This window comes from Anaerorudis cellulosivorans, assembly GCF_025943985.1.
Taxonomy (GTDB): Bacteria; Bacteroidota; Bacteroidia; order Bacteroidales; family Dysgonomonadaceae; genus Anaerorudis; species Anaerorudis cellulosivorans.
In genome coordinates, this window is record NZ_JAPCWE010000013.1 from 1 (window position 1) to 19,595 (window position 19,595).

Annotated in this window: 22 protein-coding genes and 1 pseudogene; 3 read left to right on the plus strand and 20 right to left on the minus strand. The window is 40.7% G+C overall.

The genetic code is table 11. The annotated features are described in order from the left end of the window. Positions 1 to 174: 174 nt before the first annotated feature. Complete coding sequence (locus OLM34_RS08180; RefSeq protein ID WP_264406528.1) at positions 175 to 876, plus strand: BACON domain-containing protein; 702 nt, start codon at positions 175 to 177, stop codon at positions 874 to 876. A gap of 35 nt (positions 877 to 911) precedes the next feature. Here OLM34_RS08180 and OLM34_RS08185 read toward each other — a convergent pair whose 3' ends face one another. From OLM34_RS08185 to OLM34_RS08220, 8 genes and pseudogenes are all read right to left on the minus strand, one after another. After that, the gene (locus OLM34_RS08185; protein ID WP_264406530.1) at positions 912 to 1,541 is read right to left on the minus strand and encodes a PDDEXK family nuclease; all 630 of its coding nucleotides are present in this window, start codon (positions 1,539 to 1,541) and stop codon (positions 912 to 914) included. After that, a complete protein-coding gene (locus tag OLM34_RS08190; protein ID WP_413777212.1) occupies positions 1,541 to 2,803 on the minus strand; it encodes a DNA cytosine methyltransferase in 1,263 nt (420 codons plus the stop codon). Before OLM34_RS08190 ends, OLM34_RS08185 begins: the two co-directional genes overlap by 1 nt. A 120-nt stretch (positions 2,804 to 2,923) precedes the next feature. Continuing rightward, positions 2,924 to 3,181 (minus strand): annotated as a pseudogene (locus OLM34_RS11480) (very short patch repair endonuclease); the annotation flags it as partial. Positions 3,182 to 3,427: 246 nt separating this feature from the next. Next, entirely contained in the window at positions 3,428 to 3,667 is a 240-nt protein-coding gene (locus OLM34_RS08200; protein WP_264406532.1) for a hypothetical protein, read from the minus strand. 17 nt (positions 3,668 to 3,684) lie between these two features. Further along, positions 3,685 to 4,494: a ZIP family metal transporter gene (locus OLM34_RS08205; RefSeq protein ID WP_264406534.1), complete on the minus strand. Its 810-nt coding sequence runs from the start codon at positions 4,492 to 4,494 to the stop codon at positions 3,685 to 3,687. Beyond that, a complete protein-coding gene (locus OLM34_RS08210) occupies positions 4,491 to 6,737 on the minus strand; it encodes a tetratricopeptide repeat protein (RefSeq protein ID WP_264406536.1) in 2,247 nt (748 codons plus the stop codon). The genes OLM34_RS08205 and OLM34_RS08210 overlap by 4 nt, the downstream gene beginning before the upstream one ends. Positions 6,738 to 6,739: 2 nt before the next feature. Then, complete coding sequence (locus OLM34_RS08215; protein WP_264406538.1) at positions 6,740 to 7,558, minus strand: hypothetical protein; 819 nt, start codon at positions 7,556 to 7,558, stop codon at positions 6,740 to 6,742. Positions 7,559 to 7,614: 56 nt separating this feature from the next. Then, positions 7,615 to 8,457: a DUF4922 domain-containing protein gene (locus tag OLM34_RS08220; RefSeq protein ID WP_264406540.1), complete on the minus strand. Its 843-nt coding sequence runs from the start codon at positions 8,455 to 8,457 to the stop codon at positions 7,615 to 7,617. Between the two features lie 212 nt (positions 8,458 to 8,669). Here OLM34_RS08220 and OLM34_RS08225 point away from each other — a divergent pair, with 212 nt between their 5' ends. Then, the gene (locus OLM34_RS08225; protein ID WP_264406542.1) at positions 8,670 to 9,131 is read left to right on the plus strand and encodes an alanyl-tRNA editing protein; all 462 of its coding nucleotides are present in this window, start codon (positions 8,670 to 8,672) and stop codon (positions 9,129 to 9,131) included. Further along, positions 9,131 to 9,811, plus strand: a complete 681-nt coding sequence (mtgA, locus tag OLM34_RS08230; RefSeq protein WP_264406544.1) for a monofunctional biosynthetic peptidoglycan transglycosylase — start codon at positions 9,131 to 9,133, stop codon at positions 9,809 to 9,811. Before OLM34_RS08225 ends, mtgA begins: the two co-directional genes overlap by 1 nt. 1 nt (position 9,812) lies before the next feature. Here mtgA and OLM34_RS08235 read toward each other — a convergent pair whose 3' ends face one another. From OLM34_RS08235 to OLM34_RS08290, 12 genes are all read right to left on the minus strand, one after another. Continuing rightward, positions 9,813 to 10,217, minus strand: coding sequence for an A1S_2505 family phage non-structural protein (locus OLM34_RS08235; RefSeq protein WP_264406546.1), 405 nt, complete (start codon positions 10,215 to 10,217; stop codon positions 9,813 to 9,815). Between the two features lie 64 nt (positions 10,218 to 10,281). Further along, entirely contained in the window at positions 10,282 to 10,491 is a 210-nt protein-coding gene (locus OLM34_RS08240; protein ID WP_264406548.1) for a hypothetical protein, read from the minus strand. A gap of 100 nt (positions 10,492 to 10,591) precedes the next feature. Further along, on the minus strand, positions 10,592 to 11,608 hold the full coding sequence (locus OLM34_RS08245; RefSeq protein WP_264406550.1) for a hypothetical protein: 1,017 nt from the start codon (positions 11,606 to 11,608) through the stop codon (positions 10,592 to 10,594). A gap of 55 nt (positions 11,609 to 11,663) precedes the next feature. Then, complete coding sequence (locus OLM34_RS08250; protein ID WP_264406552.1) at positions 11,664 to 12,308, minus strand: methylated-DNA--[protein]-cysteine S-methyltransferase; 645 nt, start codon at positions 12,306 to 12,308, stop codon at positions 11,664 to 11,666. A gap of 36 nt (positions 12,309 to 12,344) precedes the next feature. Continuing rightward, positions 12,345 to 13,409: an FAD:protein FMN transferase gene (locus OLM34_RS08255; RefSeq protein ID WP_264406554.1), complete on the minus strand. Its 1,065-nt coding sequence runs from the start codon at positions 13,407 to 13,409 to the stop codon at positions 12,345 to 12,347. Between the two features lie 108 nt (positions 13,410 to 13,517). Next, positions 13,518 to 14,036: a nitroreductase family protein gene (locus tag OLM34_RS08260; RefSeq protein WP_264406556.1), complete on the minus strand. Its 519-nt coding sequence runs from the start codon at positions 14,034 to 14,036 to the stop codon at positions 13,518 to 13,520. A 42-nt stretch (positions 14,037 to 14,078) separates the two neighbouring features. After that, positions 14,079 to 15,029, minus strand: coding sequence for a glycosyltransferase family 2 protein (locus OLM34_RS08265; RefSeq protein WP_264406557.1), 951 nt, complete (start codon positions 15,027 to 15,029; stop codon positions 14,079 to 14,081). 2 nt (positions 15,030 to 15,031) lie between these two features. Beyond that, a complete protein-coding gene (locus OLM34_RS08270) occupies positions 15,032 to 15,571 on the minus strand; it encodes a DUF4199 domain-containing protein (protein WP_264406559.1) in 540 nt (179 codons plus the stop codon). A gap of 48 nt (positions 15,572 to 15,619) precedes the next feature. Then, positions 15,620 to 16,231 carry a glycerol-3-phosphate acyltransferase gene (locus OLM34_RS08275; RefSeq protein WP_264406561.1) on the minus strand — a complete coding sequence of 204 codons (612 nt, stop codon included), beginning with the start codon at positions 16,229 to 16,231 and terminating at the stop codon, positions 15,620 to 15,622. A 9-nt stretch (positions 16,232 to 16,240) separates the two neighbouring features. Beyond that, positions 16,241 to 17,125: a DegV family protein gene (locus OLM34_RS08280; protein ID WP_264406563.1), complete on the minus strand. Its 885-nt coding sequence runs from the start codon at positions 17,123 to 17,125 to the stop codon at positions 16,241 to 16,243. Positions 17,126 to 17,137: 12 nt separating this feature from the next. Beyond that, positions 17,138 to 18,955 carry a DAK2 domain-containing protein gene (locus OLM34_RS08285; protein ID WP_264406565.1) on the minus strand — a complete coding sequence of 606 codons (1,818 nt, stop codon included), beginning with the start codon at positions 18,953 to 18,955 and terminating at the stop codon, positions 17,138 to 17,140. Positions 18,956 to 19,029: 74 nt separating this feature from the next. Beyond that, complete coding sequence (locus tag OLM34_RS08290) at positions 19,030 to 19,530, minus strand: DMP19 family protein (RefSeq protein ID WP_264406567.1); 501 nt, start codon at positions 19,528 to 19,530, stop codon at positions 19,030 to 19,032. Positions 19,531 to 19,595 lie beyond the last annotated feature (65 nt).

A 19,595-nucleotide genomic window follows, 5' to 3' on the forward strand; every position in this document is an offset into this window, starting at 1 on the left:
ATTTTTACAATATATAAGCTGTTTTCTTGGATATATGACAAAATGGTTGATTTTCGAAGAATTTGCTATCTTCTTAAATCACCGGATTTTGACCGGAAAGTGGGTGGACATGCTCCGGATTATCCATTTGTGATAAAATTATTCATAATTACAAACTCTTAAATAATTTGGATCATGAAAAAAATTAGAATTTCACTTTTTACTATTTTGTTTCTCGCCATTATGATGGCGTGCAGTGAAGATGAAAAAGCATCACCCGAACTGGATGTTTCGACCCGTCAGATCGAAATGACCGCCGAAGGAGGAAACGCAGATGTGAATGTAACATCCAATATCGGTTGGACTGTGAGCTCAAGTTCTGCCGATTGGTGTAAAGTATTTCCAACATCAGGTAATGGAAACGGAACATTCAAGGTGACAGTAGATCCTAACATGCTTTTAGAGAACCGTGAAGCTACAATTTCCGTAAAAGGAGAAGCAATCGAAAAAACAATCAATGTTGTTCAAGATGCAGCATCATTGGAAGATATTTTGGTCGGAAGATGGGAAATGACTGCTCAAAACTCCGGCGATTCAAACTATGACGACCTTATTGGTATGATTGTTGAGATTAACGAGAACAAGAGTGCAAAGGTGATTCTGAACATCGAAATTCCGGGTGTTGGGATGGTGGATGAAATAACAGGTACATGGAAATTGGAAAATGATCGGTTGGATATTTCAGGCGATATCATGGATATCCCTGCCGTTCTTTTCCTCAAAATCGACCAGGCAACAGAAAAACTGATCAATTGTCATATGGGTATTAATTTACCGGGCCTTTTCCCGCCCGAGGGCATCCCTGTAATCTTTGCCAAAAAACAAGTGCAGAATTAATCTGTACTTGTTTCGAAAGTGCTGCAAGCACGAAACTAATCGGATTTTATTTTCTCTAATTTTTCTTTGGTGATAATTTGATTACTTTCTATTACTTTCACGGTAGGCGGATCTGAAAATTCATATCCTTTCAGCTCTCCGATAAGTCCGTCAAACTCATCAGATGTTGCAACAATTACCTTGTCAAGGCCGATTATATCACCTCTCTTGATTTTTTCTTTGGTACCCTTTGCCTCATTTTCATCAAGTGTTATAAGATAACATAATGCTTTTCTATGCACATATTTTAGAGCGATCGCTTCCAAGTCTGCCTGCTTATATCTTTCTCTCAAACTTGTTTTTGCGCTAAAGCATATCGGGCCTCTTTCGTTTGCATAAAACATGAGATCGTACACTACATTTGGTACAAAGGCTACTTTTGCACTTAAAAAAATAGGTAAAATTCCTTCTCTGACGCATAATGTAGCAAGAATATATTCGAATATTTTCCCGTTTAAATTATTGTTTCTTTCCGGATTTAAAGAATATGCATCCCAATATTTTCGGACATATTGAGAAGGCATTTCGTATTCAATCTTCATGAAATCGGGAAATAAGCTATCGAAGATTGTTTCTGCTCTGTTGTTAACTCCAACGGTGATTCCGAGATCATTTAATTTTCCCATTATTTCGATATCAATTTTATAATTTCATTTGCAGTAGCTTGAATTGCAGGTACTGCAACAGAATTTCCGAATTGTTTATATGCATAAACATCTGCAACAGGAATAACAAAATTATCAGGAAACCCTTGCAATCTCGCCCATTCTCTTGGTGTCATTCTCCTTATCCCTTGCCGATTTACTTCACCTTTAATTTTGGTTGTAGGAGTAAAATCGGTTATCCTGTCATCGTAGACCAAATTTCTTTCCCTGCCCATTCCGCCACATACCACAGCATTAGCAATTTGATCGTCAGAAATAATTTCGTAGCCGAAACCGTTGCCTTTATTTTTATGCCTCTCTTTGTGGAGTCTCAAGGTATGCAGATATTGTGTCGACAAATAATATTTCGTAGGAACAACGTTTTCTTCTTTTACATCGGCAAAAGTTACATTTCGATTTACAGATTCGGGATATTTGAACTCGCTGACGCCTGTTTTTGGATGAAAACCCACAATAAAAATGCGTTCCCTGTTCTGTGGTACACCAAAATCTTTTGCATTGATGATTTTCGGCTCCGGAACGAAATATCCCAAATCATTTCTCAAAACATTCAAAATAGTTTCTAATGTTCTTCCTTTATCATGATTTTTTAGCCCTTTTACATTCTCGAGAAAAATAGCTTTAGGCTGTTTTCTCCTGATGATTTCGGCAACATCAAAAAACAATGTACCCCTTGTATCCTCAAATCCTCCACGTTTACCTGCTATCGAAAAAGCTTGACAGGGGAAACCTGCACACAAGATATCGAAATCGTCGGGGATATAACTTTTTGTTGATTCTTTTGTGATGTCTCCAAATGGAATTTCTCCGAAATTGGCTTTATAGGTACGCTTTGCTTCTTTATCCCATTCGCTGCTATATACACATTTTCCACCTAAATTTTGTAAAGCAATCCGAAAGCCTCCTATACCTGCAAACAAATCTATAAACTTGAATTTAGGATTTTCAGGAGGAGGAAAAGGGACATCAAAAATCTCGAAAATACCATATTGCAAAGCTTCTTCAGCAACACCTGTCGATATTTCTTCTTCAGGATATTTATAACTCAATATTTCTTTTGTATATTCTATTGCCTCTTTTTTGTAAAATCGGGAAATTCCATTTTTTCGATTATGCAAATAATGGGTAAAGGCTGCTTCCTTATCTCCCTCATCCTCGATCAATTTTATTTTTAATTTTATATCTCCGACTTCTTTTATGGATATTTTTTCTTTTAAATTCATTTTTAAAGCATTTATTTCGTTTTCAATTTGCAAAACACACTCCAACAAATTTTTTTCGATCTCTTTACTCCAAAAACGTAAAACCCGCCACCCTTCTTTGGTTAATTTTTCGTTTACCTCTTCGTCCCTTTGAATATTTCGTTCAATTTTTTGATACCAGAACTCTTTATTGGTTTTATGATCGTATTTCCTTTTTTCCCAATCTTTTCCATGCCAAAATTCACCATCGACAAAAATTGCCAGTTTAATTTTTTTAAAGGTTAAATCGGGCTTTCCAAAAACACTTTTGTCATTTTTTCGATAGCGATATCCGCGTACATGAAGCGCCTTTGCCAACATGATTTCGGGTTTTGTTCCTGTTGCTTTGTTGGCCTGCATGTTCTTTCTTCTTTGTTCTTTGGTAAGCTTGTCCACGTTGCACCGGAAAACGGATTTATATTATGATTTCCAATATTTATTATTCGGTTTTTATTGCAGCACAAATATAATCATTCCTTTAGGATCGGACAAAATCACCTGGTTAGAATTTGATATAAAACGAAAATATCATTTATAAATTTAGCATTACAAAAAACATCAGGATCAAATTCGAATTGAAAATATTTTCCTTAAATTCTGTTCGCATCAAGCTTCTTTTATAGTACAATTTATATTGTCTGTCTCAAAATTCAACTTCAATCTATCATCTATTGATGAAATATTCTGAACATCACCTACTATCATTTGATTTATAACAGGTAATATCTCCGATCCCATTAATAAACCCTGCAAATCGTTATCGACACAATGACCGCCATCCCAAAACAAGAAAGTATTGACATTTTTATTCCGATTTTCGAGCTTGGTAACCAAATTGATCATCACGGTTTGAGACGTGTTTTTTATCCGAAAGCAACATCCAGCACCATCATCACGGCAAATCCCAAAAGAACGCCGATAGTAGAGAAATCCGTTTCACCTCCTGTTTGGGACTCGGGGATTAATTCCTCCACAACCACAAAAATCATGGCTCCTGCCGCAAAAGAAAGGGCATAGGGCAGCAATGGAGTAATTGCGGTAACCAAAAAGGCTCCGATAACGGCACTGATAGGCTCAACCACGCCGGAAAGTTGTCCGTATGTAAAGGCCTTGAACCGTGAAAATCCTTCACGGCGAAGCGGTATCGATACAGCGGCTCCTTCGGGAAAATTTTGCAACCCTATTCCCAGGGCAAGTGTGATGGCTCCGGCGAGGGTTCCCAAATCGGGATTGTTGCCCAATGCTCCGAATGCCACACCTACGGCCAACCCTTCGGGTATGTTGTGAAGCGTAATGGCAAGGACAAGCAAAATACTTCGCTGCCACGAAGTTTTCACACCTTCGGCTTTATCGATCGATAGTCCCATGTGCAAGTGAGGCAAAATGCGGTCGATCAAAAACAGGAAAGTTCCTCCTGCCAAAAAGCCGATAAGGGCCGGCATCCAGGGATGCGACAGCGTTGTTTCGCTCATTTCTATGGCGGGGTTCAACAACGACCAAAAGGAGGCGGCAATCATCACTCCGGCAGCAAAGCCCAGCATCGAGTTTAGAATTTTCTTGTTTATCGATTTAAAAAAGAATACCATTGAAGCACCCAAGGCGGTGACAAACCAAGTGAAAAGCGTAGCAACAAATGCCAACAATACAGGATTATAAGTTAAAAGTCCTTTCATTGCCGAATATTTTTTGCGTTGTTCTTTTCTTCGAAGTCGTATTTGATTTTATCCAGCAAAAGAGGAAGAATATCCGTATTCACACCCGCTTCTTGCAATTCGCCTTCATCCTCGTTGAGCATGGTTTTGAAAGTAGAAAAATTTCCCGTCATTTTCAACGATTCTTCGTAAAGCTCCACCGCCTTCACCATGTTTCCGAGGCAAAGTTCCACATGCCCGGCATTGAGATAATCGTGTGCATAGCACTTTTCGTCCAATATCCGCCTGTAATACTTTTGGGCAATATCGAATTTTCCCGACAAAAAAGCACACCACGCAATAGACCGCAGGGCACGGGTATTGCTGCTGTCCAACAATTCTACCTTGAAATAATAATTGAGGGCAGTATCGTAATCCTTCAATTCCAGATAACAATGACCGATGTTGAGCTGAATATTCAGGTCATCGGGTTTCAGCTGTTCCAGTCGTCGGTAATAGTGCAGCGCATCGGTCGGTTTTTTGAGCAACCGGTAACACTGGGCTATGCGGCGCAACACCCAGGTATTGTTTTCTTCGATGAGTTCGGCGTGTAAATAAGCATCCAGTGCTTCACGAATGTTGCCGAGCATTTGATGGCAATAGCCCATCTTTTGCCAAACTTCACCATTCGGCTTACTTATTTTCGAAAGTGTGGTGTACGAATCCAATGCTTCTTCGAAGTGGTTTTTTTCGAAATAATACAAAGCGATGCGTTGCAGGTTTTCGGGTATCATCGTGATGGGATGAAAAGGCTTGATGCGGTGATAATTGAGCGGTAACGCAAAAATATCGATAAAATCGCTTCGTCGGGGAAAAACTTTGAAAAAACGATACAGATCCTGAATATACTGCCGACAAATGGTTTCTTCCTTCTGATACGGTTTCAATAAAAATTCTTCTTCCTGCATATTTTTAACTCCCTCACCTTCGGCTGAAAGCTGCGAAATCATCATTTTGCGGTATTGCTCGGGCATAATCATGATGCTGAAACAGAAGGAATATTTGTCGGAATTGCAAATATGAGGCGATTCGGCGATGGATTCGATCAACGATTTCCCTTCTTCCTTGTTGCTGAAAAGCTGTTGCAATTGCGAATGTCGTGAGTCGAACGGCAAGAACCAGTTGCTCATTTCATAGAAAAAGGGATAGGATTTCAAGGATGAAAAGGTGAAATGAAACACATCGGCTCCCTCCAGCTGCATATTCGAAAATTCCTGCAATTTGTCGGTCAATCCCGTTTCGTCCAAAATCTTCTGCCACTCGGGATTCTTTTCTTCCATTCCGCCCTCGCCCATCCACTCGTCGAGATTAATTTTTTTGCCGATGATCGGCGTCAACTTCATCATCTGAGGTAAAATTTCTTCGGTCAGCTTCTTGGTTATTTTTTCGGTATCCTGTGCTTGAATAAATCGAAGAATGGCATAGATCAACCTGCGGGTAAAAACGGGATCATCCGACAAAAGCTTCAGTCGGTCGGTACATTCGGGATAAAGTTCCCATCGCGATTCGTAAGTTTGAAAAATGGGAATTATGCCCACCACAGCGCGGATAGCTATTTCGGGATGCTCGCTCTTACAAGTATCCAGCAGAAATTCGATCTTCTTCCCGTCGAAGCGCTGCAATATATTGAGTGTAAGTGCAGAAACAACCATACATTTATCGTTCACGGGAATAATTTCGTCTTCCATGAAACGACGGTATGAAGCGATCATATCGTCATTGGCACGAGGAGAAACAAAAACGGAATAGAACAAATCTTCCACCGTTTGTTCGTGATCCTGCATATTCGATTTGAGGCGTAACTCTTTTTCGTTGCCGTCTTCCAGCAAATCGATAAACGAAAAAGTATCCATCTGTTTACCGATGATTTCACGATACTGATCCATCGAAACAGCTCCCCGCAACAGGGTGAGTCGCGCTTTCTCGAAAAACAAGGTGGCACTGCTTTGCAAACAAAGGTTTTCGGCAGCATCATGTGCCAAGGTGTAGGCGCGCCGCAACAATTGATTGTAAATGTTGCGCTGTTGAGGGTCTTTGTTACCTTTGATAAAATAATGAATCATATACCGATAGTTATTCTCCAACTCGGTCAGATCTTCCGAAAGCGTCCAGTTTTTCTGATCTTTCAAAAATAACCGAATGTGGTCAAAAGCATCTTTCAACTCTCGTTGTTCGATATACGAATAGATTGTCTTTAATGTGTCTTGTATTTCTTTATGTGTCATACTCATTCATATGTTGCGGGTTTCACAATAAGCGTAGAGGGAAGCGAATGTGCCCAAGAAACAGCCGATGATGTCAGTTTTTTCCATCCTTCAGCTCCTATCAAAACAAGATCGTGCTCTGCGATGTAATCGTTGCCGATTTTTTTGTCGTTGTTCCACAATGCTAATCTCCCTTCGCTTTTTTTGTAAAGATACTGATAAAGCTTCTTCATTTCAGGCTCCGATTCAATAATGCCGATGGCGTCCCAAATCATTATAAAAATCTTTTCATGAACAATCAGCCTATTAATAAACAAAAAAACATACACATCGGTTTTGTCCACAATAGGAACAAAAACACGGTTGAGCTGTTGAAAACCATGATTATCAAAAATTGCCATCGTGATGGAGTCGGCTACCGAATTTTTCAATCTGAAATAATCTTCTTCCCAAAAAGATGAAAAGACCTCATGTTCAACGCCAATAAGCAACAAATTGCAGGTATATTTTTCTTTCATCTCGACAATGTCTGCAACATAATCGGTCGAGACCTGTATAAAAATGCGAATCAACAGTTGTTCTTTTTCATATAATTCGACAATGTCGCTGTAAAAGTCGTTTTTGTAATATTCAATATCGCCAATTTCAACAGCTTTGTCTTCATCGATAAAATGGAGTACGGTTAAAGTTGACCGCGAGGTTTGCGATTTAATGAAGTCTGCAGCCAATTTGCACAAAAATTTTCCGGTATCGGGGTCAATAAAGCTAATCAACGCATTGACCGGAATTTTATAATCGAGATCTTCATTTATCTTTTTTAAAAAGGTATCTATCGGCTCCATATCGAGTTCGTTTTTTAGCCGTTAATATAAAAATTTTAAAGTTAAAGATAACCAAACTATGTCACAGGCATCGAAACCTGAGCATAGATATCCTCAATGTCTTCTTTTGTGATTTTCTCGAAATCTTCTTCCCTCACTGTGATAATGAGCCCTGCCATATCGAGTGCACCCGGACTGATCAGCAATTGTTCTTTACCTTCCAAATAATATTGACGGGGACGATGCGCTTTACGTGGGAAAACATGCAAAACATACGTGTCGCCCTCCATATAAGCAATCACATTCATCATAGGTTCATCTTCCTGTGGTTGGCAACGATGGAGATACCGATAGACATCTTCAAAGCGGTCTTCCGCTTCATTGCGTGTTTTACTTTTGATAATGAGGCACGACCGAAGTTCATTATCTCCCGATTGCAATATAGGCATTTTCAATCCTGCCTGTAAATGAAAATGATCCGGTGCAGAAGCCCCACATTTGGGTCCGTTGTAAAAGACAACGTAATCGGGGAGCGACTCGGCCAGGACGAGCATATCTCCGATTTTTTTTCGGATGCGCTGCGCAACATGCGAATGAAACGAAATGGTAAGATGATTGCGAAGTATGGGATAGGGATTGGCGAGAATCAGGTATTTATTGAGGAAAGGAATCCCTTTTTGTTCTTTCGGACGATTTTTGGGACACAAAAAACAAGGTCGCTTCTCGATGGCTTCCTTATCGATTTTTGCCGATGTGGACACCATGCGTGCCGGATTAAATTGAACTTTTACGGAAATATCTCCACCCCACACAATATCTTTAACTTTTACGTTATCCAATTGTTTTATGGCTGTATCCAACAGTTTCCACTCTTTGCATTGCGATAAAAACAGGTCATCTATTGTCTGTTGAAGATTCATTGCATTGCGTTTATTGTTTAAACAAAGATAAGGATAATTTTTAAATAACATGATTTAACTACCTTCTTAAAATTGACGCTAAGAATAGCGTAAAGAATGGGGTCAACACCATAATCAACTTCAGAAACAGGACAAAAACTTTGTATCACATCCAAATTGGGATTGCCCGTTTTTTCTCTTTTTATTACCTTTGAAACTTCAAATTCGATACAATGGAATTGCAATTGAACGATCATAACAAAAAAGAATATCCGCCCATGCATACGGCCGAGCATATATTGAATCAAACCATGATCCGGATGTTTGGCTGCGCACGATCGAAAAATACCCATATCGAGCGCAAGAAAAGCAAATGCGATTATTTTCTTTCCCGGCAACCTGACAACGAAACGGTACAAGCCATTGAAGAGGCAGTGAATGCGGTGATCATGCGCGATCTTGCGGTTACGGAAGAGTTTATGCCTATGGATGAAGCGGCAAAAATTGTAGATTTATCCAAATTGCCCGATGATGTGTCCGAAACCCTGCGAATTGTCCGCATCGGCGATTATGACGTGTGTGCCTGTATCGGGGAACATGTAAAACATACTTCGGAAATAGGACGTTTTGAAATAATCAGTCACGATTATGAAAACGGTCGCTGGCGGGTACGATTCAAATTAAAAGAAAGGTGATGAAAAAAATCGTCAGGGTGCTCAAAAAAGTCGTCCTGTGGTTTTTTATTCTGTCCATAGGAGCAGTGATTGTGTACCGGTTTGTTCCCGTTTTTTTTACCCCGTTGATGGGTATTCGCATGGTTGAACAGATTGCGGCAGGAGAATCGGTGAAATGTTATCACAAATGGGTGCCGTACAATGAAATATCGGATCACCTGAAACGGGCAGTAATTGCCTCTGAGGATCAGCGTTTTTTTCAGCATAACGGTTTCGACCGTGTAGAAATAGAGAAGGCCATGAAAGAAAACAAAAAGCGCCGGCGTCCGCGAGGAGCCAGCACCATCAGTCAGCAAACGGCGAAAAACGTTTTTCTTTGGCCGCAATCTTCCTGGGTTCGCAAAGGGCTTGAAGCCTATTTCACCGTACTTATCGAATTCTTTTGGCCGAAGGAACGCATTTTGGAAGTGTATCTCAACTGCATGGAAACAGGCAACGGCATCTATGGCGCTGAAGCCGTTGCCAATCGCCATTTTAATACTACCGCTTCAAAACTCACTGCAGCTCAATCGGCTCTCATTGCTGCCACACTGCCCAACCCGCGTCGATTCAGCTCAAAAAACCCATCGCCTTACATGCTAAAGCGCCAACAACAAATTTTACGGCAAATGCAAAACATCCAACTGCCAAAGAAAAAGTAAATCATTCACCGTCGAGCACTTCCCAAAAGCCGGCAGGGAGATACACGTTTTCCATTTTTGCAGCTTCGGCAAACAAGGGGGCAATTTCTTTATCTTTAAAACCGGCTATGCCGCAACCTATACGGGTTACCAAAAATTTCAGTTCGGGATGTGCCTTTGCAAAGGCAATAAATTCATCGACGTAAGGCTTTATATCTTTTACGCCTCCCTGCATGGTGGGGATACCGTAGGATTGTCCTTGTAAACCAACCCCCTGCCCCATAATGGCTCCGAAATTTTTTAAAGCGTCAAGGGCTGCCCCTCCGCCGTGATGTCCTTGAATGTTACTGCCAAAAACAAATATCTCGTTGTCATTGAGATGTGTAACGTAGCTGGGCGTAACACGATGTTTGTGTTCCGGTTTCATAACTATAGGTATTTTTAGTATTGAACAGTTCCTCTATCCTTTGATATGGGGTTTGAACATATCTTCAGCAGTTATACCGCATTCTTTCATCATCCGGATGCAATATTCCAACTTGCCGAGTAACAATTCCATTTTCCACTTTCACGTTGCCTTGGGTATTCCACAAATCAAGGTCTTCACCGTTAAATAACGAACGTCCGGTTTTATTTTCCGTACATGCACTCATAACAATGAGGCAGAAGAAAAACATAGGGGAAAAATATTTTTTACGCATAGAAAATCAGAATTAACGGATTAAACCGGAACTCAAAAATAAAAAAATTGCCTTTACAAAGCAAGCAAAAGAAAATTTTTGAAACGAAATTACGAAAATATCAGAAAACATACACCAGTTCCACAGTAAGTTTATCCGCATCCATTTCTTCGGATTGGTGCATAAAATCGAGCTGATTTTTTACAAAATACCATTCGTAATTGATGCGCAACAACGAGCCGTTTGCGTTGGAAGTGAGTCCGAAACCAAGTCCCAGTGTCAAGCGGTTGACGTCGAAAGCAGAATCGTCTTTGTTTTGGTCGATCGCATCCCAACGGGCTGCGGGAATAATATTTTTAAACAAGCCTCCTTTGATGGGCGTCCAATAAGCCCCTTGAATATAAGCAGAAAACAAATCCTTGTTGGTTACCTTGTCATCTCTTTTCATGGCTTCGGTCTCAACCTTCCAATTGCATCCCTCATAACGAAAATCGGCACCGTAAAGAAAATAATGAATTTCCTCGCCGTTGGGATAATCATACAATTTAAAAGTCGTACGAAATCCTTTCATGCTGCCAAAACTCAAGCGGGCGGCATAGGAAAATCTATCGGTCCAAACCGGATTATTGATGGTGCTTCCGTTATAGACACCCACTTCTATTCCGGTTGGAATTGCTGCAAGACGAAAATTATATTTAGCAAGCAATCCGATATCGCGGGTGCCTGCATAATATTTTCCCAGAAAGCTGCGATTGGCAAACATCATTGTTCCCGGATTGATGATATAGGAATTGAAAAGCGGAATGCTTGTTTGCCCGAGTGTAAAGGAAAGTCCTTTATAAGGCGTGAGAGTACCGAAAAGATCGAGTACCTCGAATTTTCCCTCTTTACTCAATTCCACTTGTGCCCGATAATCGGCTTTTGGAACAATTCTTCCCGACAGACCCAGTCGGGAGTTTCGCACCGAAAATCGTGAAGTTCCCTCCTCGGGCGCATATTCGAATTTGGTTTTCAAATTCCCGTCGAACTTAAAAGTCGGATAACTATCCGAATCGCCTTGCTGAGAAAAGAGCGAAGATGCCGAAACAATGATTAAAACACATACGATGAACAACCGGCTAAAAAAAGGATATTTCATTAGCTGTATATATTTACGTGAATAGTTGATAATAAGAAAAGCCCGCATTGTTGGCTTATACCCCACCTCTCCGACTCGAAACCGGTAAACAAGTGCCTGTAATATTAAATCGTAAAATGCCGGCAACCTGTCCCTTCGGCTCAGAACTTTTCCCATAATCGGGGGAACATTTTCTCCTCAATTCTTCCTGCTCAAGCATTTTCTGTTTGAAACCAATTCCCCAGCGATAACCACCGATCCGGCCGTCAGAACGAATCACCCGATGGCAGGGAATAAGGTATGCCACAGGATTCTTGCCAATGGCGGAAGCAACAGCCCTCCAGGCTTTTGGCTTACCGATGGTGACTGCAATTTGACGGTATGTGCAAAATTCTCCAAAAGGTATGTCTAGCAACGATTCCCAAACAGCCATTTGAAACGCGCTTCCCCCGATATGCAAAGGCAAGGCATCATCCGAAGAGGCTTCCCCGTTTATCCATGTTTGTGCCAACATTTGAAATGCATCGGATTGATTTTTGACAATAGCTGCTGGATATTGCTTTTTCAACGCAGGCAAGGTCTTTTCCTCTTCCCCGAAAGCCAAAAAACAAATTCCTTTTGAGGTAGAAGCAATGAGGGCCGGACCGAAAAGTGTTTGATAAAACGCATATCTTATCTTCTCATTTTCTCCTTTTCGACAGAATATCCTTATTATCTCCATTCGCTTTCGTTCTTTCCCCCTTACCTCACTATCGTATTACAGTTCCTCTGCTTTTTCTTCGGCAAAAAATTGTTCGAAACCGGTAGAGTATGTCGCTGCCATTGTACCGTCGGGTCGGGCATAAATAAAGTAGTAAAACAATCCCGGAACTTTTTTGGCAATTTCGTTGGATTTTTCCATTCCGGATGCCATAAAAGCCGTGGCGTAGGCATCGGCAGTCATGCAATCGTCGGCGATGACGGTCGCACTAAGGATGTCTTGTTCGGAAGGATAACCGGTCTGAGGATCAATGGTATGTGCATATTTTTTGCCGTCTTTAATGTAATAGTTACGGTAATTGCCCGAAGTAGCCACACATTTGTCGCAAATGGAGAGAATAGTTTGCAATTCGTGACGCAGACCGGTACTGTCATCCATCGGCTTGTCAATCCCAATGCGCCAGCATACTCCTTTATCGTTTTTGCCCCGCATGGCAATCTCACCTCCAATCTCAATCATGTAATCTTCCACACCGTAACTCCTAAGCAAATTGGCCACCATATCACAGGCATAGCCTTTGGCAATTGCCGAAGCATCGAGCTGAATACGCGGATCGGCTTTTACGATCTTTCCGTTTTCTAACCTTACTTTTTCATAGCCGACGAACTGCTTCAAACTATCGATAAGTTTCGGGGTTATGTTATCGCTGTTTTTGAACCCGAATCCCCAAGCATTTACGAAGGGCGCAATGGTGATGTCGAATTTACCATCGGTGATACGCGATACTTCCATTGCCTTATTGAACACGGCAATGAAAAACGAATCGGGTTGTACCGGCTCATTCCGGTTGATCTTCGAAATAATAGAATTCTCATTGAAAGGATTCAACGAATTGTCGAATTTGTGCAATTCGGTCATAATTTCGTCGTATAACGAGCGATCATAAGCATACTTGATATGGAAACTCGTATGGAAAATTTCGCCATACTCCTGAAGATAGGTATAATGGGCTTTATTCCGATTTTTCTTTCCCGCCTGATTGCACCCCGAAAGCACAAGAATCAGGCAGCATAAAATCGGTATCGTTATCTTGTTTTTTGCATTCATATTATTTTTCGACATAGGCTTTCATATGTTACTCTTCGCCGTTTCCGCCATTAAATTTCATTTATCATTCATCCTACCACCAATCTCTCTTCTTTACCATTTTTTATTCGCCAACAAGCCGACTCACACCCATTCCATAATTTCTTCAAGCGATTTACGCTTGCCGGTACGCGGATCGGCTTCATAATTATCAGCAGGATAACCCAATGGCAGAAGAACAACGGGTTCGAATTCCTCGCTCAAATGCAACGCTTCTTTCACTTTTAACGGATCGAAGTTGCACACCCAACACGTGCCCAATCCTAGGTCGGTGGCTTTCAGTACCATATGTTCCACGGCAATTGCAATATCGATATCGCAATGATCCTTACCGTCGGACGGGCGCTTCCATGAACGACTGTGATCGCCACACGCCACTATGTATGCCTGAGCACCGGCAAACCATTCACGGGGATAGCTTTCCCGAATTGCCTTTTTAGCCTCTTCCGAAGTACATACATAAAATTTCCATGGCTGAAAATTTACGGCCGATGGAGCCAACCGTGCACTTTCGAGCAATTGCAAAATCGCTTCTTTACCGACAGGCTTTTCACTAAATTTCCTGATCGATTTTCGTTTACGTATTACTTCATCAAAATTCATTATTCTCTTGTTAATTAAATGGTTAAAAAAAATGATCGTATCCTAGAATTCTTCTTCTATCCGGTAATAATTTCTTTCGGGAGAATTTCGCGAAATAAGTTCGCCCAAAAATCCTCCCAGAAAAAGCATCGTTCCAAGAATCATCATAGTTAGGGAAATATAGAAATAGGGCGACTCGGTTACCAACCGGTACGGATTGCCGTGATGCATGTCATATAGTTTTGTGGCACCAACAACGATCACGGCTACAAAACCGATGAAAAACATTAAGGTGCCCAATATGCCGAAAAAATGCATGGGTTTTTTTCCGAAACGGTTCAGGAACCACAAGGTCATCAAATCGAGATAGCCGTTAAAAAAACGACTGGCCCCGAACTTGCTTTTCCCGTATTTTCGGGGTTGATGATGCACCGGCTTTTCGGCAATTTTGGTAAAACCGGCACTTTTAGCCAAAATGGGAATATAGCGGTGCATTTCGTTATACAGTTCGATATTTTTTACGACGTCCTTTCGATACGCTTTGAGTCCGCAGTTGAAATCATGCAATTTAATACCCGATACACACCTCGCCGTTGCATTGAAAAGTTTGGATGGCAAGTTTTTGGTCAATAGGGCATCGTACCTTTTTTTCTTCCATCCCGACACCAAATCGTACCCTTCTTCCTTAATCATCCGATACAATTCGGGAATCTCTTCCGGAGAATCTTGCAAATCGGCATCCATCGTAATCACCACATCTCCTTCGGCTTTTTGAAATGCGCAATGCAATGCCGGAGATTTTCCGTAATTGCGACGAAACTTTATCGCATGTACCTGTTCCGCTGTGGCTTTTAATTCGGTAACGATATTCCATGAACCGTCGGTACTGCCGTCGTCCACAAAAATAATTTCATACGAATAACCGTTTTCGTCCATCACGCGTTTAATCCATTGGTATAACTCGCCCAACGATTCTTCCTCGTTGTAAAAAGGTATAATAACCGAAATATCCATAATTACTCTCCTGACTGACGATTGTCGTTTTTAAACGTAAAACGGTTGGCAAGGGGAACAAGAAACAACGAAAGGAAAAAACCGATCAGCAAATTCCCCATAATCATTCCGAAAGTGTAGGAAAAAGGCGTAGGAACAGGTTGTTGTTTCAACTTGCTGATCATATTTTGATCGACAGACATACTTTCTACCAATGCAAGGGTTTGTTCAAAAGTTCTCGAAAGATATACCGGATCGAGCCATATAATATGCACAATCACAACGATTGCTTCCAAAAGCGAAGCAAAGAAAAAAAGCATCACCGAAAACTGTATCCCGTGCCAAAAACCAATTTTCTCTTCGCCTACTACAAAATTTTTGTATCGAACCAAAAAAAAGAACAATAACAAGGGGGTCCCGATACTCAACAACGTATTAATGTATCCCAAAAAAGGATAACCGGTTGCTGCTATCACAAAAAAATATTTGATTACCCAGAATACACCGACTATCAGCCCACTATTCATCGCGTAATTCACCAACTGACTTTTATTTTCAGGCATATGTTTGTATTTTTAAAACACAAAAGTAATCAAAATATCTTTTTACAGCTATTTTACGGCAGACGGTGTAATCGATTGGGCTTTTTCCTTCACTTTATCCATGTTGAACAACAAAACGATAAGTCCTCCTATCCATACAAAAATCTTTATTTCTGTCGGATGGGGAAAAAACAGGCATAAGACAAAACACAGGGCAATAATCCCGGTGGGACCCCATACTCCATATTCCTTTCTGATAAAGCCCAACACAACAATTGCGGTAACAGCAAGAGCAACAAAAAATTCATAGGGAATAAAGAAAATATACATTCCCATGAGCACTGATGCTGCCCGCCCTCCCTTGAAATGATAATAGACCGGGAGTCCATGTCCCAAAATGGCACCCATTGCCAAACATCCCAAAGCAATATCGGAAAGATGAAAAAAATGCGAGGCAATGAGCATAGGGCCCAATGCTTTCATCGCATCTAACAGTCCGGCCACCACTCCCCAAAATTTGCTTACGTTTCTGAACACATTGTAAGCACCGGGATTACCGTTTCCCAACTCACGGATATTGACGTTTTTTACTAATCGGGTAATCAAATGGGCAAACAAAATCGACCCGATCAGATAGCCGGCAACAAAACAAATTCCATATAAAAGAATCGGATTCTCCATAAGCTGCTTTTATAAAAGAATTGAAACTCCGTATGCACCCGGACCGCAATACACTGCATCCACAAGTCCGGGTTTCCCAATGACAAGATCGTCACAGGGAAGTGCTTTAATTTTTTCTATCAACTCATTAGCAACATCTTTGTTTTTTTCGCCATATCCGCTCACGGGAATAGCTCGCCGGATTTTCGATGCCGATTTTTCTTGCATCTTTGCTTTTATCAACTCTACAACCTGATTATTTACCTGTTTAAAGGTTCTTCCCTTACCTAAAGAAGAAACAATGCCTTCCGGGTCGTCTCCCATTATGCCGATTATCGGAATTATATGCAGTAAACTGCCCATCAGCGACTGAGCTCTTCCGATTCTGCCGCCTTTGTACAGGTAGTTTAAATCGGGAAAAATGTAATAACTGTAGGTATTTTCAACTACTTGTTGACATAATTTTTCGATTTCTTCTATACTCAAATCATCGCTCTTTTTAATGAAATCGATGATGCCCAAAAGAACATTACCCACTCCAATTAAAGCTTGCCTGCTATCCACATTGATAATGGGAATTACATTTTCATATTGCTTTCGAACGTTTTCGGCTACTTTCCATGAAGCACTCGACAAGCCGCTGCTCATTACCACATGAATGATGAGGTCGTAATTTCGATAATTCCTTTCAACCGCTTCAACAACATCATTTTGTGGCAACGTGGATGATTTTGCCACAATATTTTCTTTTTCGAATTTGGATACCAGCCAATTCGCACTGTATTCGTCACTCTCGCGATATTCTTTTCCATCTACCAGCACGGGAAATTTGATAATCTCAAGATCTTCGTAATCGATCTGATCCCTCGAGAGACCTAAATTATCGCCCACAATGATAAAAATTTTCTTTTTCATATGCTTTCGTTTTTATTCAAAGGTTATATAATAGTTGTAATTGTACTGGCCACCATAATATTCTTCAAAATCAGTATCGGGGAACTGCTCTTTAAGGCGATCGACCAAGCCGTTCTCCTTACGTGAAGGCAGTCCTTTGTATAACGTAACAAGACCGCAACCGTTTGCCAATTGACGAATCGCCTCAACGGCAAGCTCTTCCATGTTGGGATTCGAAAGAACGATTTTCTTTTTGTACACTGCAAAATAATCGTTTTTCCTCACCGTCATTTCGTTATCGGCAAGTACTTCGCGGTTGGCACGTGCAATGCCGCAGAAAGGGATGGTATTGATGTTCTTCATTGCTTCTTCAAACATGGTCATGATGTCATAATCTTTCGAAATACCCATCATCATGCCGATAAGGGCAATGGGATTATCCGATTCGACAATATAAACATTCGATTTGCAAAGCGAAACGGCATATTTCAATGCCATAAGAATATCGCCATCGTCGGCAGCCGCAATGATGTTTTTGGCCTGCAAATTGTCGAGCCCCTTTGCCAATTGATCGACCGAAGGCTTATTTTTTCCGTAACACAATATATCGTCGGCCCCTAATTTTTGAAGTATTTCCGCAAAACCTTTTCCCGATACAATGCAAAATATACTTTTATCACGCCGGTAATCAATAACATCGTCGCTGATAAAGTTCCGATGTTGCTTTTTCATATCGTCAACCTTTGTGAAAACCAATTCGCCATAGGGTTGGACCCTATCAAAAATATCATCGGGTTTGTTGGTATGAATATGCACTTTAAATTTATTGCCTGCCTGAATAATAATGAGGCTGTCACCAAAAGCGGAGATCATTTCTCGCAGTTGTTCTTTGGAAGCAATTTTGTCGGATTCCAAAACAAATTCCGTACAGTATTTTTGCTTGATGTCCGGATTCCAAAGATTGTTTATTTCTTCGAGTTCATTGATAATTCTCTTCTGAAGCGTTTTTTTGCTGTTAACGTGATTGTTGACAGATAAATTGGTGGTTATTTTTCTTACATTCTGCAAAATTTCCTGCAGCCGACTGTTCTGTATTCTCGAAAAATCGATGTTGGAGATAAGATGAGCAAAAGGGGTATTTTTGAATTTGGATAATCTCATCTTGATATGTTTTCGGGTTGCTTTACCGATTTTCAGTAAAGTAGGAACCGATAAACCGTTTGTGCCGAAACCGTTATGCTGCAATTCTCTGTTTATTCCCTGAATAAAAACGACAAATCCGGCGCCGCCGGAATCGATAACACCGGCTTGTTTCAACACGGGAAGCATTTCGGGCGTTTGGTTTAGCACCTCTTTCAGGTAAGGAATGGTCTTGCTGATAATAACAATAGGATCTTCTTCCTCTTTCATCAACTCGGCATATTTTTCTTTTAAAGCCCGCATCAAGGTAAGCATGGTGCCTTCACGTGGATTTTCCGTGCCTTCATATGCATTTCGATAACCATTTTCGATGGCTCTATATACGTTTTGCTTCGAAAAATCGCTGTTTTTGACCACTTCGGCAAAACCTTGCATAAACAAAGACAAAATGACACCTGAACACCCTCTGCTGTTCAAAAGCATTTGTTCGGCAAAATTTTTCAAATACTCACCGGGCAACATGGATTGGTTTTCAAAATTCTTCATGTTAGCCATTGCTCCTTGAAGGGTCAGTACCATGTTTAAACCGGTATCTCCGTCGGGAACAGGAAAAACATTCAAGCTGTTTAAATATTCCTTGTGCTTGTTCAAATATCTGTGGATATTTTCTATCCGTTCATTAATCTCGTTAACGTCTATTTCGGTAGCCATGATTAGGATAAATGAATTAAATGTCGTTTAATGTGTTCTCAAAAACGATGCCAAGCATTTCTCTTCAGATAATTTCAACGAATCGAATCGACGAAATCCTCGATATTTTTCTTTACAAAACGGGCAATGCAAGCCGTTTCCTCTTCTTCGATCAAAAAATAGGCTTCTTCCAACTCATCAAACTCCTCGAAATCGGCATACATGGCCATAAATTCGTCATCCGTAGTTTCACGTTCGAGTTCCTCTCGATGAGCACGATAAATCTCTGCTGCTTTATAAATGATTTTTGCGGTTTCTAAGGCTCCGAACAGCTTTAAAGCTTTTGCCGTCGGATTATCGAAAACATACCCTCCGTAACCGTTCTGGATCAATTGGACAAAACCTCCGTGGTTAACCTCCTCTTGCAGAAAACGATAGGCTAATAAAGCATGCTGATAACCATTGAGTTTATCCATGTTTTCTGCACTAAGGTCATTGTTGACACAATCGAGATACGTGTCTGTAAGTAACTTCAGAAATTCGTCCATCCCCCGAGTATAAGCCGCAAGCAATTTATCTTCATCAATTTGTATCATTGTGGAATAGATTTCGTTATTGTTTTACAAATGTAGTAACTTTTTTTAAAACAAACCGACATCAT

Bases quoted from the DNA above. Each gene is read 5' to 3' on its own strand.
- OLM34_RS08180 (WP_264406528.1), top strand. From the start codon at position 175: ATGAAAAAAATTAGAATTTCACTTTTTACTATTTTGTTTCTCGCCATT.
- OLM34_RS08185 (WP_264406530.1), bottom strand. From the start codon at position 1,541: ATGGGAAAATTAAATGATCTCGGAATCACCGTTGGAGTTAACAACAGA.
- OLM34_RS08190 (WP_413777212.1), bottom strand. From the start codon at position 2,803: ATGAATTTAAAAGAAAAAATATCCATAAAAGAAGTCGGAGATATAAAA.
- OLM34_RS08205 (WP_264406534.1), bottom strand. From the start codon at position 4,494: ATGAAAGGACTTTTAACTTATAATCCTGTATTGTTGGCATTTGTTGCT.
- OLM34_RS08210 (WP_264406536.1), bottom strand. From the start codon at position 6,737: ATGACACATAAAGAAATACAAGACACATTAAAGACAATCTATTCGTAT.
- OLM34_RS08215 (WP_264406538.1), bottom strand. From the start codon at position 7,558: ATGGAGCCGATAGATACCTTTTTAAAAAAGATAAATGAAGATCTCGAT.
- OLM34_RS08220 (WP_264406540.1), bottom strand. From the start codon at position 8,457: ATGAATCTTCAACAGACAATAGATGACCTGTTTTTATCGCAATGCAAA.
- OLM34_RS08225 (WP_264406542.1), top strand. From the start codon at position 8,670: ATGGAATTGCAATTGAACGATCATAACAAAAAAGAATATCCGCCCATG.
- mtgA (WP_264406544.1), top strand. From the start codon at position 9,131: ATGAAAAAAATCGTCAGGGTGCTCAAAAAAGTCGTCCTGTGGTTTTTT.
- OLM34_RS08235 (WP_264406546.1), bottom strand. From the start codon at position 10,217: ATGAAACCGGAACACAAACATCGTGTTACGCCCAGCTACGTTACACAT.
- OLM34_RS08240 (WP_264406548.1), bottom strand. From the start codon at position 10,491: ATGCGTAAAAAATATTTTTCCCCTATGTTTTTCTTCTGCCTCATTGTT.
- OLM34_RS08245 (WP_264406550.1), bottom strand. From the start codon at position 11,608: ATGAAATATCCTTTTTTTAGCCGGTTGTTCATCGTATGTGTTTTAATC.
- OLM34_RS08250 (WP_264406552.1), bottom strand. From the start codon at position 12,308: ATGGAGATAATAAGGATATTCTGTCGAAAAGGAGAAAATGAGAAGATA.
- OLM34_RS08255 (WP_264406554.1), bottom strand. From the start codon at position 13,409: ATGTCGAAAAATAATATGAATGCAAAAAACAAGATAACGATACCGATT.
- OLM34_RS08260 (WP_264406556.1), bottom strand. From the start codon at position 14,036: ATGAATTTTGATGAAGTAATACGTAAACGAAAATCGATCAGGAAATTT.
- OLM34_RS08265 (WP_264406557.1), bottom strand. From the start codon at position 15,029: ATGGATATTTCGGTTATTATACCTTTTTACAACGAGGAAGAATCGTTG.
- OLM34_RS08270 (WP_264406559.1), bottom strand. From the start codon at position 15,571: ATGCCTGAAAATAAAAGTCAGTTGGTGAATTACGCGATGAATAGTGGG.
- OLM34_RS08275 (WP_264406561.1), bottom strand. From the start codon at position 16,231: ATGGAGAATCCGATTCTTTTATATGGAATTTGTTTTGTTGCCGGCTAT.
- OLM34_RS08280 (WP_264406563.1), bottom strand. From the start codon at position 17,125: ATGAAAAAGAAAATTTTTATCATTGTGGGCGATAATTTAGGTCTCTCG.
- OLM34_RS08285 (WP_264406565.1), bottom strand. From the start codon at position 18,955: ATGGCTACCGAAATAGACGTTAACGAGATTAATGAACGGATAGAAAAT.
- OLM34_RS08290 (WP_264406567.1), bottom strand. From the start codon at position 19,530: ATGATACAAATTGATGAAGATAAATTGCTTGCGGCTTATACTCGGGGG.